Below are 13287 nucleotides of genomic sequence, written 5' to 3'. Positions count from 1 at the left end.
CCAACGCATCCAAAAGCCGGTGCGGGGTAAGCTTGTTGCATGACGCTTGCACCCGCCCGGCCCTTGGCGACGACGCCTTTGCCTGTACCGCAGATCCGCCACTACCAGCACTGGCTCCAGGCCACACGCGGCCTTTCTTTCGACCACTATGACGCGCTGTGGCGCTGGTCCGTCACCGACCTCGATGCCTTCTGGCAAAGCATCTGGGACTACTTTGACATGCAGTCGCCCACTGCGCACACCGCCGTGCTGGGCCGGCGCAGCATGCCGGGGGCTGAATGGTTTCCAGGCGCGCAGGGCAACTATGCGCAGCAGGTGTTTCGCCACGTGGCGGCGGCCGAAGCGGCCGGCGTGCCCGCGCTCGTCAGCCACGGCGAAGCCAGCCTGGCCCATGGCGAAGCGCCGCGCGAACTCGGCTGGGCCGAGATGCGCCGCCAGTCGGCATCGCTGGCCCTGCACCTGAAGGCGCAAGGCGTGCAGCCCGGCGACCGCGTGGCCGCCTACCTGCCCAACACGCCCGAGACCATGGTCGCCTTTCTGGCGGTGGCGAGCATAGGCGCGGTGTGGAGCGTGTGCGCGCCCGACATGGGCACGCCCGCGGTGCTGGACCGCTTTGCGCAGATCCAGCCCAAGGTGCTGATCGCCTGCAACGGCGTGCGCTACGGCGGCAAGGACATCGACCGCCGCGAGGCGGTGGCCGAACTCGTGGCAGCGCTGCCCAGCGTCACGCATGTGATCACCCACAAGATCCTCAATGCTATTAATTCAATAGCGAACAGTGCAGACTACGTCTTGGCTACAGCCCGAAATGATGCTGAAACCGCAGCGTTTGAACCGCTCTGGCTGCCGTTCGACCACCCGCTGTGGATCGTCTATTCCAGCGGCACCACCGGCCTGCCCAAGCCCATCGTGCATGGCCATGGCGGTGTGGCGCTGGTGGGGCTGGCGCTGCTGCGCCTGCACAACGACCTGGCGCCCAGCTACGTCGATCCGGCCAACCCCGAGCGCTTTCACTGGTACAGCTCCACCGGCTGGATCATGTGGAACGTGCAGGCCGCCAGCCTGCTCAACGGCACGACCTGCTGCATCTACGACGGCAACCCGGCGGGCGGCAGCAAGGAGGCGCCCGACTGGACCACGCTGTGGCGTTTTGTGGCCGATACGCGCGCCACCTTCTTTGGCGCGGGGGCTGCGTTCTTTGCGAATTGCATGAAGGCGGGTGTTGATGTTGCGCAGTGCGGAGATTTGAGCCGACTCAGAACACTTGGAACGACGGGTTCGCCGCTGAGCGAAGACACGCAGCGCTGGGGGACGGCACAGTTTGCCAAGATTGGCAATCCTGATATCTGGTGGTGCAATATCTCCGGTGGTACGGATTTCGCTGGGGCATTTATTGGCGGCAACCGCGAACTGCCTGTGGTCCCCGGTGAAATGCAATGCCGCATTCTCGGCTGCGCGGTCGAAGCGTGGAACGACAAAGGCGAGTCCGTCATCGATGAAGTCGGCGAGCTGGTGTGCACACAGCCGCTGCCGTCGATGCCGCTCTACTTCGTCGGCGATGAAGGCAACCAGCGCTACCTGGCCAGCTACTTCGACACCTATCCCGGCGTCTGGCGGCATGGCGACTGGCTCAAGGTCACGCCCTCGGGCAGTTGCATCATTTATGGGCGCAGCGACGCCACCATCAACCGCCACGGCCTGCGCATGGGCACCAGCGAGCTCTATAGCGCCATCGAAGCGCTCCCCGAAGTGCTGGATTCCATGGTGGTCGACCTCGAATACCTGGGCCGCGAAAGTTACATGCCGCTCTTTGTCGTGCTGCGGCCCGGCCGCGTGCTCGACGATGCGATGAAGGCGCGCCTGAACCAGGCCGTCAAGACGGCGCTGTCGCCGCGCTTTGTGCCGAACGAGATCTTCGCGGTGCCGGAAATTCCGCGCACCCTCTCCGGCAAGAAGCAGGAGCTGCCGATCAAAAAGCTGCTGCTGGGCCAGCCGCTGGAGAAGGTGGTCAACCGCGACGCGATGGCCAACCCCGCGTGCCTGGACTGGTACGTGGCGTTTGCGCAAAAGCGTCTCGCCCGTTAACGCGCTGGGGCCAGCGCACCCAGATAGGTCCGCACGTTCTCGTTGCGTGCCAGCGTGTCAAAGTCAGGCGCTTCGCTGACGGCGCCCTTTTGCACAAAGATAAAACGCTCACAGCATTGCCGCAGGATGTCGACGTGATACGGCTCATTGGGGTGCAGGCATAAAAACACCAGCCGGCCGTTGGCCTTGAGCCTGGCGAAGAAGTCCAGCATGAAACCGATGTAGCCGTCCTGCGTGTTGAACTGCGGCTCGTCGAACAAATGCACCAGCGGCGAATCGCTCTGCGCGTGCTGCAGCATGAAGTCGGGTTTGGTCTTCTGGAAAGACCGCACCTGGTAGGACTGGTGATAGTGAATCGCCAGCCGGTCGCGCTCCCTGGTGCGCACCTGGTGGATGTCCTGGCCGTTCACCAGCACGCGGCCTGCGCTGGGCAGGTTGCTGCCGGTGATCAGCTCGAACAGCGTAGTCTTTCCCGAACCGTTGGGGCCCATGACGCCGACCACACACGGTTTGTGCACTTCAAAATCAGCGTTCAGCGAGAAGGTGGTCGTTTTGCGAAACGTGCCGCGCTGGTATTGCTTGGCGACGCTCTCGACGCGTAAAAGTGGATGGCTCATGCAGGTCAGACTCCCAAAAGCTGCCGGCACAAGGCGGCATCGTTGCGCAATTCGGCCGCGGGGCCCTCGTGGACGATGACGCCCTGGTTCATCACATAGGCGCGGTCGGCCACCTGCAGCGCGCTTTGTACGTTCTGCTCGACCACCAGCACCGCGATGCCTTCGGCCTTGAGCCGGCTGATGGTTTTCATCACGTCCTGCACCACCTTGGGCGCCAGGCCCTGGCTGGGCTCATCGAACAGCACCAGGCCGGGCGAGCCCAGCAGCGCACGCGAGATGGCGACCATCTGCATCTCGCCGCCCGAGAGGTTTTCGCATTCGCGGTGCATCAGGTACTCCAGCGCGCTGAAGATGTCAAAGCACTCTTTCTCGTTCCACTTGCGAAAGCGCGTCTCCTTGCGTGCGATGGCCAGGTTGCGCGCCACCGTCAGCGTGGGGAAGATGCGCCGGTCGTCGGGCACCCAGCCCATGCCGGCCTTGGCGATCTCATGCGTGGCCATGCGTGTGATGTCGCGTGCATCGAAGGCGATGCTGCCCTTGCGCGGCGGCGTGAGGCCCAGCACCGAGCGCAGCAGCGTGGTCTTGCCCGCGCCGTTGGGGCCCAGCAGCGCCACCACTTCGCCGGCGCCGACTTTCAGCGAGACATCGAACAACACCTGCGTCTCGCCGTAGAAGGTGTCGATGCGGTCCACCGCCAGCATGTCGGCCTGCGGTGAAACGGTGGGGATGACGGATTTCAGGACCGCACTCATGCCAGCGCTCCCAGATTGGAGCGGCGCACCCATTCGTTCTCGCGCAATTGGTCGGGTGTGCCCTGGGTGATGACCTGGCCCCAGTGAATGACGGAGATCTGGTCGGCAAGCTTGAAGAGGAAATTCATGTCGTGTTCAATGATCACAATGGTGAGCTGGCGTTTGAGTTCTTTCACCAGCTCCATCAGGCGCGCCGTGCCTTCGGCGCCCAGGCCGGCGGTGGGTTCGTCGAGAAACAGCATGCGCGGCTGGGCCGCCAGCGCCACACCGATTTCGAGCGCGCGGCGCTCGCCATAAGACAGGCTGCTGGCCAGCACATACTCTTTGCCTTTGAGGCCTACGCGTTCCAGCACTGCCGCGGCGAGTTGCTGCGCCGTGCTGTCGGCGCCCAGGTCGCGCCAGGGGTTAAAGCCCTGCTGGCGCACATGCGGCGTGGCCACCAGCACGTTGTCCAGCGCGGTGTAGCTGTCAAACAGATTCATGATCTGGAAGGAACGCGACACGCCTTTGCGCGCGATCTCGCGCGGCGACAGGCCGGTGATGTCTTCACCCGCAAAGGTCACGCGGCCGCGGTCGGGCTTGTAGCGGCCCGTCAGCACATTGAAGCAGGTGGTTTTGCCTGCGCCATTGGGGCCCATGATGCCGCCCAGCTCACCTTCCTTGAAACTGATCGTGATGTCTTGCAGCACCACCTGGGCGCCGAACCGTTTGGACAGGCCGCTGGCCTCGAAGAGCTTCACAGTGCACCTCCTGCGGGTGCGGGGGCGGACTTGGCTGGCGCCACGCGTTTTGGCCTGGCCTTCCAGGCTTGCCACGCGCCGGCAATGCCTTCGGGCTTGAACAGCACCATGGCCATGAACACCAGGCCGTACCAGAGCAGCCAGGTCTCGGTGTAAGCGCCCAGCAGGTCGCGCGCCAGGATAAAGAAGGTGGCGCCGATGATGGGCCCCCAGAAGCTCACCAGGCCGCCGCCGATCAGCACCATCATCACGACGAAGCCCGAGTTGTGCAGGCTCATGACGTTCGGATAAGCCGATTGCTGCGCCATGGCAAACAGTGCACCGGCCAGGCCCGCGACGGCGGTAGACAGCGTGAACGCCAGCCACTTGTAGAGCCAGACGTTGTAGCCCACAAAAGCGGCGCGCGTTTCGTTCTGCTTGATGGCGCTGAAGATGCGGCCCAGCGGCGAATGGATCAGCCGCCACATGCCCAGCAGCACCAGCGCAAACAGCACCAGGCAAAAGAAGAAGAGAGCGTTGTTGCCGGAGAGGTTGAAAGACACAAAACCGAAATCGGCCGGCAGGCGCTTGATATTGAGCAGTCCGTCCTCGCCGCCCGTCACGGTGTGCCATTTATTGGCAATGAACCAGAACACCTGGCCGAAGGCGATGGTGAGCAGCGCGTAATAAATGCCGCGCCGGTGTGAGATGAACAGCGCCACCAGTGCGCCCAGCGCCGCAGTCACGAGAACCGCGCCGGCCAGGTCAAACCACAGGTTGGGCCAGACCTTGAGCTGCAGCAAACCGAAAGCGTACGCGCCCGTGCCGAAGAAAGCGCCGTGGCCGAAGGAGGGCAGGCCGGTAAAACCCAGCAGCAGGTTGTAGCCCATGGCAAACAGCACCCAGATCATGATTTCCAGGGCCAGGTATTGGTAGAGCCCGACGCGGCCCACCCACAGCGGGGTCGACAGCAGCACCAGCAGGGTGACGAGCATCGGTAATGGAATAAGCGGCACGCGGCCGGTGGCGAGTTGCATGGGACTTTGTCTCTTCGTTTCTTGTCGGATGAAGGGTTGGGGAATCGGGCTTTGAAATAAACGTTCGAAAAATGCTGGACAAAACAGAATGTACGTTCTATTATTCAAATACGCAAGAACATTTATTCTATTTTTGATGCGACGCACCAACCGGCGCGTCGCCTTCCCCCTCCGAACCGGCAACGACATATGGACTCTGCAACGACTTACGAAGAACTCAAGGCGCTGATTGGCCGGACTTACCCGGACATGTCCAAGCAGCTGCAGCGCATCGCGCGCTTTGCCCTTGAGCAACCCAACGACCTGGCGCTGGGCACGGTAGCCACAGTGGCCGAGGCCACCGAGGTACAGCCTTCGGCCATGATCCGTTTTGCCAACGCGCTGGGTTATGGCGGTTTCTCTGAAATGCAGCAGGTGTTTCGCGGCCATTTGCTGGAGCGCTCTGACAGTTACCGCGAACGTATTGACCAGCTCCGCCGCAAGCAACTCAACGGCGAGCGCGCGCCGGCCGGTGTGTTGCACCAGCTGGTGGGCGAGTCGGTGGCCGAGCTGGGCCACCTCGAAGAAGCCATCGCCCAGGCCGACCTGAAGGCGGCGGTCAAGCTGATGGCTTCGGCCCCGCGCATTCATGTGCTGGCCCAGCGCCGCGCGTTTCCGGTGGCGGGTTACCTCGCCTATGCGCTGAGCCAGCTGGAGCTGCGCACCCACCTGCTCGACGGCACGGGCGGCATGCTGCGCGAGAGCCTGCGTTCCATCGCACCCGGCGACGTGCTGATCGCCGCGAGCTTTCGCAGCTACTCGCCGGAGGTCATTGAAGCCGCGGCGGCGGCGGCCAAGCTGGGCGCGCTGGTGATTGCCATCACCGACGGCCCGCTGTCGCCGCTCAAGGCGCACGCCAAGGTGTGCCTGGAGCTGGCCGACGATTCGTCCAAGCCCTTCCGCTCGCTCGTCGCGCCCCTGTGCCTGGCGCAGGCGCTGGTGGTCAGCACCGGTCACCAGCTGGCCGAGCAGGGCGCGGCAAAAACAAAAGGCAAAGCGGCGGCCAAGACCGCGCGCAAGGGGGCCGCATGAATCGCCCACTGGACCTGATCTGCGCGGGCCGCGCCGCCGTTGATTTGTATGGCGAGCAAATCGGCGGCCGCCTGGAAGACATGCAGAGCTTCACCAAATACCTGGGCGGCTCGCCGGCCAACACGGCAGTCGGTGTCGCGCGCCTGGGCCTGAAGCCCGCGATGCTGACCCGCGTGGGCGACGAGCACAACGGCCGTTTTGTGCGTGAAACCCTGGCGGCTGAAGGCGTCGATGTGAGCCATGTCGCCACCGACCCCAAGCGCCTGACTGCGCTGGTGTTTCTGGGCATCCAGGACCGTGACACTTTTCCGCTGGTGTTCTACCGCGACAACTGTGCCGACATGGCGATCAGCCCGGAAGACTTTGACGCGGCTTTTATCGCTTCGGCCAAAGCGCTGCTGATCTCGGGCACGCACCTGTCGCAGCCGCTCACCTATGACAGCTGCGTCCGCGCGATGACGATGGCCAAAGCCGCCGGCACGCGCGTGGTGCTCGACATCGACTACCGCCCGGTGTTGTGGGGCCTGACCAGCCCGGGCATGGGCGAGCAACGCTTTGTGCCGTCGGGCGAGGTCAGCGCGCACCTGCAAACCATCGTCGGCCATTGCGACCTGATAGTGGGCACTGAAGAAGAAGTCCACATCGCCGGCGGCAGCACCGACACACTCACCGCCCTGCGCCGCCTGCGCGACCTGACGGCCGCCACCCTGGTGGTCAAACGCGGACCCATGGGCTGCGTTGTATTCGACGGTGCGATTCCCGACGCGCTTGAAAAAGGCTTGCAGGGCCCCGGCTTCCCGGTGGACGTTTACAACGTGCTGGGTGCGGGCGATGCCTTCATGTCGGGCTTTCTGCGCGGCTGGATTCCGGGCGAGCCGCTGACGCGCTGCTGCGCGTATGCCAATGCCTGCGGTGCGCTGGTGGTGTCGCGCCACGGCTGCGCACCGGCCATGGCCAGCTGGGAAGAGCTGCAATTTTTCCTGGTGCACGGCTCCACCACACGCCGCCTGCGTGAAGACGCGCAGCTCGAACACCTGCACCGCGTCAGCACGCGCACACGCCGGTGGGAGGAACTGGTCATCCTGGCCTTCGACCACCGCATGCAGCTGGAAGAAGTGGCGGCGCGTCACGGCGTGGACAACGAACGCATTCCGCTTTTTAAATCCCTGATCGCTGAAGGTGCAAGGCGCGGGGCGGGCCAGCGCGACGGTGTGGGCGTGATTGTCGATGGGCGATTTGGTGAAGAGGTGCTCCCTGCGGTGACGGGCAAAGGCTGGTGGGTCGCGCGGCCGGTCGAGTTGCCGGGTTCGCGCCCGCTGCAGTTCGAAGCCGGCGCCGGCCTGGGCGCCGCCATGCGGACCTGGCCCGGCGAGCACGTCGCCAAGTGCCTGGTGTATTACCACCCGCAGGACAAACCGGCCTTGCGCGAAAACCAGCTCGCCAAGCTGGCCGACCTGCAGCGCGCCGCCGTGGACAGCTTTCACGAATTCCTCATCGAGGTGATTCCGCCCAAAGACATGCCGGCGGATGACGACACCGTGCCGCAGGCGCTTGAGCAGATTTACCGCGCCGGCATCTTCCCGGACTGGTGGAAGCTGCCGCCCGCCGCCAGTGCGGTGGCCTGGGAAAAAATCGCCGCCGTCATCCACCAGCACGACCCGCACTGCCGCGGTGTCCTGGTGCTCGGCCTGGAAGCCAGCGAAGAAAAACTCGACCAGAGCTTTCGCATCGCGGCGCCGCACGCCATCTGCCGCGGCTTTGCGGTGGGCCGCTCGATCTTTGCCGATGCCGCGGCCGGCTGGTTTGCCGGGACCATGAACGACGCGGCGGTGGTCAAGGACATCGCCGAGCGCTATGCGCGGCTGATCACGCTGTGGGACCAGGCCAGGGCGGCCAAAGCGGCGGGCGTTTCAGCCGCCGCTGCCGAGACGGTGAACTGAGCCCCATAAGCACACGCACACACACAAACCACAACGAGAAATAAGACGGAGACAACATGACACCCCGAATTGGATTTATCGGTATCGGCATGATGGGCCACGGCATGGCCAGGAACCTGCTGGCCAAGGGCTTTGGCCTGACCTTCAAGATCAACCGCAATCGCGACAACCTGGCGGACCTGATCGCCGCCGGTGCGAAAGAGGCCAGGACCAATGCCGAGTGCGCGCAGGCCAGCGACATCGTGTTCATCTGCGTGACGGGCTCGCCCCAGGTCGAAGACATCGTCTACGGCAAGGACGGCCTGCTGGACAGCGGCCGCAAAGGCCTGATCGTGGTCGACACCTCCACGGCCGAGCCTGCCTCGAGCACCCGCATCCGCAATGACCTGGCCACCAGAGGCATCAAGCTGGTCGATGCGCCCCTGGCCCGCACGCCGAAGGAGGCCGAGGAAGGCCGGCTCAACACCATGGTGGGCGCGGAGCCCGAGGACTTCAAAACGCTGGAGCCCGTCCTCAAGGCTTTTTGCGAAAACATCTTCCACGTCGGCCCGCCCGGCCACGGCCATGTGCTCAAGCTGGTCAACAACATGATGGCCATGAGCTTTGCCGCCTCGATTGCCGAAGCCTTTGCGGTCGCGGCCAAAAGCGGGCTGGACCTGAACCGCCTGTACGACGTGATCTCCGCCGGCGGCGTGAACTGCGGCATCTTCCAGATGATGGCGACCAAGACGCTGAAAGAAGGCGATGTGACCGGCTTCAAGTTCGGCATCGCCAATGCGCAGAAAGATTTGCGCTACTACACCCACCTGGCCGAGATGCTGCCCGTCACCAGTTTCATGGGCGAGGCCACGCACCAAAGCCTGATCCAGGCCAGCAACGCCGGCTTCGGCGACAAGCTGATCGCGTCCCTTTTCGAAGCCCAGGAAAAACTCAACGACGTCAAGATCGTTCCCCGTTAAGCCAACCCCGTTCGGACTATTAACAAGCAGGAGACAAATCATGAGCGACATCAAGAACAACGACGCAACACCTGAATCCCAACCCGACACCACGGCCACCTCGCGCCGCGCGCTGCTCAAGCACTCCAGCCTGGCGCTGGTGGGCGCGGGCCTGTATGGCGCGGCGCCCTTCATGGGCCCGTGGAAGCACAACCATGCGTGGGCGCAGACCGGCCAGAAGAAGCCGCTGACCATCGGCCTGACCATGGACGCCTCGGGCCTGTACGCGGCGTCGGGCGCTGAAGAGCGCCTGGGCGCCATGATGGCCATCAAGGAATTCAACGACAAGGGCGGCGTGCTGGGCCGGCGCATCGAAGCCATCCACATCGACACCGAAACCACGCCGGCCACCGGCTCGCGTGTGGCCGAACGCATGATCACGCGCAACGAGGCGTCCTTCCTGATCGGCGCGGTGCACTCGGGCGTGTCCAACGCCATCTCGCAGGTCGCGCAGAAGTACGGCACGATCTTCTTCAACACCAACTCCAGCAGCCCGACGGAAGCCGGCAAGGACTGCCACCGCACCAAGTTCGTCTGGGACGGGAACGGCACCAATTTCTCCAATGCCATCGTCAAGAACGCCATCAAGGCCAGCGGGCGCAACTGGGTGCTGCTGACCAACGACTATGTGTGGGGCCACACCACCTCCAAGGCGACGCGCGCCATCGTGGAGGCCAACGGCGGACGCATCGTTGAAGAACTGCTGGTGCCGCAAAACACGCGTGATTTCTCGTCCTACCTGCTCAAGCTGCAGCAACTCAAACCCCACGTGGTGGCCACGGCCGTCGGCGGCGACGACATCAAGGCGCTGCGCCAGCAGGTCGTGCAGCTCAAGATGAACCAGTCGATGGCGTGGATCAATAACCAGCAGGATTGGCCTGATGTCTATGGCCTGGGCCCTGAAGCCATCTTCGGCGTCTTCGGCACCACCTGGTACTGGCGCCTCGGCCTGCCCGGCGTGAAAGAGTTTGTGGCGGCCTACCAGAAGCAGTTCCCGGGCATGGCGATCCGCGTGCCGGGCAATGTCTATCACAACGGCTACATGGCTACGCGTGAACTGCTGCGCTGTGTGGAAGAGGCCGGCACCACCAACAACATTGCCGTCATCAAAAAGCTCGAAGGCCGCAAGATGAGTGCCGCCGACCGCCTGCAGCATTACGACGCGTGGATGGACCCCGTCACCCACCAATGCCAGCAGACGATTTACATGGCAACCTACAACGACCAGCCCGCCGAGAAGGACGACATCTTCAAGATCCTCACGCAGGCCGACCCCAAGGACGTGATGGACAAGGACGCCACCGGCGCCTGCAAGCTCGAGAGCTACGAAGCAACGCCCAGCTACGAAGTCTGAACTTCCCCCAAGCGCCAAAGACCGACATGGATTTCCTGCTTCAGCTTATTCCGCACCTCGTCAACGGCATCTCGCTGGGCCTGTTGTTCGCGCTCATCGCGCTGGGCTTCATGCTCATCGTGGGGGTGATGGAGACCATCAACCTGGCGCACGGCTCGCTGTTTGCGCTGGGCATGTACTTCGCGCTCTTTCTCATCGCGCCGCAGCTGGGCATGTTCCCCAACCTGCAGGCGTGGTACATGAGCTTGCCGCTCGGAACGCGCTACCTGGTGGCGCTGATTCTTGCGCCCATCCTGGTCGGCATTTTTGGCATGCTGCTGGAATTGTGCATGCGGCGCACGTATGGCCGTGACCCGCTCTACGGCCTGTTGCTGACCTTCGGTGCGGCGCTGGTCATTGAGGAGGTCATACGCCTGGTGTGGGGCTCGTCGGAAAAGCAGTTGATGCTGCCCGAGGTGATCTCCGGCGCCTTCCTGATGGGCGACCTGGTCTATTCCAAGTACCGTTTCTTCGCCAGCGGGTTCGCCATCCTCATGATCGTGCTGCTCTGGCTCTTTTTGCAGAAGACACCCTACGGCGCCATCATCAAGGCCGGCGCGCACGACAGCGAAATGGTACGCGCCCTGGGCATCAACCTCTCGCGCCTGCGCCTCTTTGTGTTTGGCCTGGGTGTGGCGCTGGCGGCGATTGCCGGCGTGGTCATGGCGCCCATCTGGGGCATACGCCCGCATGTGGGTGTGGATGCGGTGGTGCCGGCCTTCCTGATCATCGTGCTGGGCGGTGTGGGTTCGCTGTGGGGCGCGGTGATTGCCGGCTTGATGGTTGGCATGGTGGTGGGGCTTACGGGCTCTTATGCCTCGGAGTGGTCATTGATGTCGATGTACCTGTTGTTCATTGCTGTCGTGACTTTCCGCTCTAGAGGCCTGTTCGGCAAGAAAAGCGTCCTTGACGCCTGAAGTCGGCACACCCCCGTCTCGGCTCACTTTGTGTAGCCGGATCCCCCCTTGCAGGGGGCAACACCAGCGGCCCGGCAAAGCCGGTTCCGCGGTGTTCCGGTACGGAGTTCGTTAACGTCATTAAGGTTATTTGAATGAAACCGCTTGAAAACAAAGTCGCGCTGGTCACGGGTGCGGCCGGCACCATGGGCCTGGCCGTCGTCAGGGCCTTGCTCGAAGACGGCTGCAAGGTCGCGATGGTGGATGTGAGCCATGAGCGCAACCGCGCGCTGGCGCATGCGCTGGGCCCGCACGCCTTGCCGTTTTCGTTTGACATCAGCGACGCCAACGCGGTGAGTGACGGCCATGCGCTCATCGTGAAGGCCTTCGGGCCGGTCGACATCCTCGTCAACAACGCCGGGATCTTGTCGAACAACAAGATCGAGGCCACCGAGGCCGATGAATGGCGGCGCGTGATGGGCGCCAACCTTGACGGTGCGTTCTACCTCGCGCAGCAGGTCGTGCCGGCGATGAAGGCGCGGCGCTTCGGCCGCATCATCAACACCAGCTCACTGGCCGCCAAGACCGGCGGGCTGACGGCGGGCACGGCGTATTCTGTGTCCAAGGGGGCGATGAGTGCATTGACTTTTTCACTGGCGCGGGAGCTCGCGTCTTTCGGCGTCACGGCCAATGCGGTCGCGCCGGCCTATGTCAAGACACCCATGATCACCGAGCAACTGACGGAAGAGCAGCGACAAAAGCTGCTCAAAGACATTCCGGTTGGCCGCTTCTGCGAGCCCGAAGAGTTTGCCCACGTGGTGCGCTTCCTTGCGTCGCCGATGTCGGGCTTTATCACCGGCGAAATCATCGACCTGAATGGCGGCCTGCTGATGGATTAGGGCAGGCCCCAGGCAGGGAAAGCCCTTTCGCCGTTCACCCGCTTTGCACCCCACAATTTCGCCATCCATGAGCATCACACCCCAGATTGATTTCAGCACCGCGCTGACAGGCCTGTTCGACCTGCGCGGCAAAATCGCTTATGTGCCCGGCGGTTACGGCGGCATTGGCGAGGCGATTGCCTGGGGCCTGGCGATGGCCGGGGCGCGCGTGGCGGTGTCGGGCCGCGACGAAGCCAAGGCCGAGGCCGTGGCCGCGGCACTGCGCGCAGCGGGGCACGAGGCCCTGGGCCTGGCCATGGACGCGCATTCAGTGCCGCAGATGCAGGCCTCCGTTGACGTGGTGGCGGCGCAATGGGGTGGCCTCGACATTCTGATGAACTGCGTCGGCATGCAGCGCGAGCAGGCCTTGCTGGAAGTGACGGAAGAAGCCTTCGACGAAGTGCTGCAGGTCAACCTCAAGGCGGCGATGTTTCTGGCGCAGGCGGCGGCCAGAAAACAGATTGAAGGCGGCAAGGGCGGCGCGCAGGTGCACCTGCTGTCGGTGCGCGCGCAGCTGGGTTTGCGCGGCCGTGGTTACTCGGCCTACAGCAGCAGCAAGGGCGGGCTGGTCATGCTGATCCGCCAGCATGCGAGTGAGCTGGCACCGCACGGCATCACGGTAAACGGCATCGCGCCGACGGTGGTGCAGACCGAGATGGCACGCCACTGGCTGGAGAACCCCGAGACGCGCAAGCAGGTGCTGGAGCGCATCCCGCTGGGCCGCGTGGCCGACCCGCAGGATGTAGCCGGTGCGGCGGTGTTTTTTGCAGCGCCCGCATCACGTTTTGTGACGGGTCAAGTGCTGTATCTCGACGGCGGGATTACCGCGTCCCAGTAAAAC

The 13287-nt window shown here is 63.8% G+C and carries 12 protein-coding genes; 8 read left to right on the top strand and 4 right to left on the bottom strand.

Going from position 1 to position 13287, the window contains the following annotated elements:
- Nucleotides 1-39: 39 nt before the first annotated feature.
- Nucleotides 40-2085 (top strand): acetoacetate--CoA ligase, encoded by a 2046-nt coding sequence (locus DT070_RS06365; RefSeq protein WP_194965954.1) that lies wholly within the window; start codon nt 40-42, stop codon nt 2083-2085.
- On the opposite strand, the gene DT070_RS06360 is transcribed toward DT070_RS06365, so the two are convergent.
- From DT070_RS06360 to DT070_RS06345, 4 genes are read right to left on the bottom strand one after another with little or no spacing between them, the layout of a single operon-like run.
- Nucleotides 2082-2702: an ATP-binding cassette domain-containing protein gene (locus DT070_RS06360; protein WP_164483724.1), complete on the bottom strand. Its 621-nt coding sequence runs from the start codon at nt 2700-2702 to the stop codon at nt 2082-2084. The two genes, DT070_RS06365 and DT070_RS06360, sit on opposite strands and share 4 nt — an antisense overlap.
- 5 nt (nt 2703-2707) lie before the next feature.
- Nucleotides 2708-3454, bottom strand: a complete 747-nt coding sequence (locus DT070_RS06355) for an ABC transporter ATP-binding protein (RefSeq protein ID WP_228778557.1) — start codon at nt 3452-3454, stop codon at nt 2708-2710.
- Nucleotides 3451-4194, bottom strand: a complete 744-nt coding sequence (locus tag DT070_RS06350) for an ABC transporter ATP-binding protein (RefSeq protein WP_122954631.1) — start codon at nt 4192-4194, stop codon at nt 3451-3453. Before DT070_RS06350 ends, DT070_RS06355 begins: the two co-directional genes overlap by 4 nt.
- Nucleotides 4191-5210, bottom strand: a complete 1020-nt coding sequence (locus DT070_RS06345; protein WP_122954630.1) for a branched-chain amino acid ABC transporter permease — start codon at nt 5208-5210, stop codon at nt 4191-4193. Before DT070_RS06345 ends, DT070_RS06350 begins: the two co-directional genes overlap by 4 nt.
- A 189-nt stretch (nt 5211-5399) precedes the next feature.
- Here DT070_RS06345 and DT070_RS06340 point away from each other — a divergent pair, with 189 nt between their 5' ends.
- The 7 genes from DT070_RS06340 (at nt 5400) to DT070_RS06310 (ending at nt 13284) form a co-directional block, all read left to right on the top strand.
- Nucleotides 5400-6281 carry a MurR/RpiR family transcriptional regulator gene (locus tag DT070_RS06340; protein WP_122954629.1) on the top strand — a complete coding sequence of 294 codons (882 nt, stop codon included), beginning with the start codon at nt 5400-5402 and terminating at the stop codon, nt 6279-6281.
- Nucleotides 6278-8221 carry a 5-dehydro-2-deoxygluconokinase gene (gene iolC / locus DT070_RS06335; protein WP_122954628.1) on the top strand — a complete coding sequence of 648 codons (1944 nt, stop codon included), beginning with the start codon at nt 6278-6280 and terminating at the stop codon, nt 8219-8221. The genes DT070_RS06340 and iolC overlap by 4 nt, the downstream gene beginning before the upstream one ends.
- A gap of 56 nt (nt 8222-8277) precedes the next feature.
- Entirely contained in the window at nt 8278-9180 is a 903-nt protein-coding gene (locus tag DT070_RS06330; RefSeq protein ID WP_122954627.1) for an NAD(P)-dependent oxidoreductase, read from the top strand.
- Between the two features lie 40 nt (nt 9181-9220).
- Nucleotides 9221-10573 (top strand): ABC transporter substrate-binding protein, encoded by a 1353-nt coding sequence (locus DT070_RS06325; protein WP_122954626.1) that lies wholly within the window; start codon nt 9221-9223, stop codon nt 10571-10573.
- Between the two features lie 26 nt (nt 10574-10599).
- Nucleotides 10600-11529 carry a branched-chain amino acid ABC transporter permease gene (locus DT070_RS06320; protein ID WP_194965955.1) on the top strand — a complete coding sequence of 310 codons (930 nt, stop codon included), beginning with the start codon at nt 10600-10602 and terminating at the stop codon, nt 11527-11529.
- Nucleotides 11530-11663: 134 nt separating this feature from the next.
- A complete protein-coding gene (locus DT070_RS06315) occupies nt 11664-12407 on the top strand; it encodes an SDR family NAD(P)-dependent oxidoreductase (RefSeq protein WP_122954625.1) in 744 nt (247 codons plus the stop codon).
- A gap of 67 nt (nt 12408-12474) precedes the next feature.
- Nucleotides 12475-13284, top strand: a complete 810-nt coding sequence (locus tag DT070_RS06310; RefSeq protein WP_122954624.1) for an SDR family NAD(P)-dependent oxidoreductase — start codon at nt 12475-12477, stop codon at nt 13282-13284.
- Nucleotides 13285-13287 lie beyond the last annotated feature (3 nt).

This window comes from Polaromonas sp. SP1 (genome assembly GCF_003711205.1).
Classification (GTDB): Bacteria; Pseudomonadota; Gammaproteobacteria; order Burkholderiales; family Burkholderiaceae_C; genus Polaromonas.
The sequence above is the reverse complement of the archived record's forward strand: the minus strand, read 5'-3'. Positions and strand labels throughout refer to the sequence as shown.

What these genes read in the sequence shown, in the direction of transcription:
- DT070_RS06315 (WP_122954625.1), top strand. Translation starts at nt 11,664, where the DNA reads ATGAAACCGCTTGAAAACAAAGTCGCGCTGGTCACGGGTGCGGCCGGC.
- DT070_RS06330 (WP_122954627.1), top strand. Translation starts at nt 8,278, where the DNA reads ATGACACCCCGAATTGGATTTATCGGTATCGGCATGATGGGCCACGGC.
- DT070_RS06320 (WP_194965955.1), top strand. Translation starts at nt 10,600, where the DNA reads ATGGATTTCCTGCTTCAGCTTATTCCGCACCTCGTCAACGGCATCTCG.
- DT070_RS06360 (WP_164483724.1), bottom strand. Translation starts at nt 2,702, where the DNA reads ATGAGCCATCCACTTTTACGCGTCGAGAGCGTCGCCAAGCAATACCAG.
- DT070_RS06310 (WP_122954624.1), top strand. Translation starts at nt 12,475, where the DNA reads ATGAGCATCACACCCCAGATTGATTTCAGCACCGCGCTGACAGGCCTG.
- DT070_RS06365 (WP_194965954.1), top strand. Translation starts at nt 40, where the DNA reads ATGACGCTTGCACCCGCCCGGCCCTTGGCGACGACGCCTTTGCCTGTA.
- DT070_RS06340 (WP_122954629.1), top strand. Translation starts at nt 5,400, where the DNA reads ATGGACTCTGCAACGACTTACGAAGAACTCAAGGCGCTGATTGGCCGG.
- iolC (WP_122954628.1), top strand. Translation starts at nt 6,278, where the DNA reads ATGAATCGCCCACTGGACCTGATCTGCGCGGGCCGCGCCGCCGTTGAT.
- DT070_RS06325 (WP_122954626.1), top strand. Translation starts at nt 9,221, where the DNA reads ATGAGCGACATCAAGAACAACGACGCAACACCTGAATCCCAACCCGAC.
- DT070_RS06345 (WP_122954630.1), bottom strand. Translation starts at nt 5,210, where the DNA reads ATGCAACTCGCCACCGGCCGCGTGCCGCTTATTCCATTACCGATGCTC.
- DT070_RS06355 (WP_228778557.1), bottom strand. Translation starts at nt 3,454, where the DNA reads ATGAGTGCGGTCCTGAAATCCGTCATCCCCACCGTTTCACCGCAGGCC.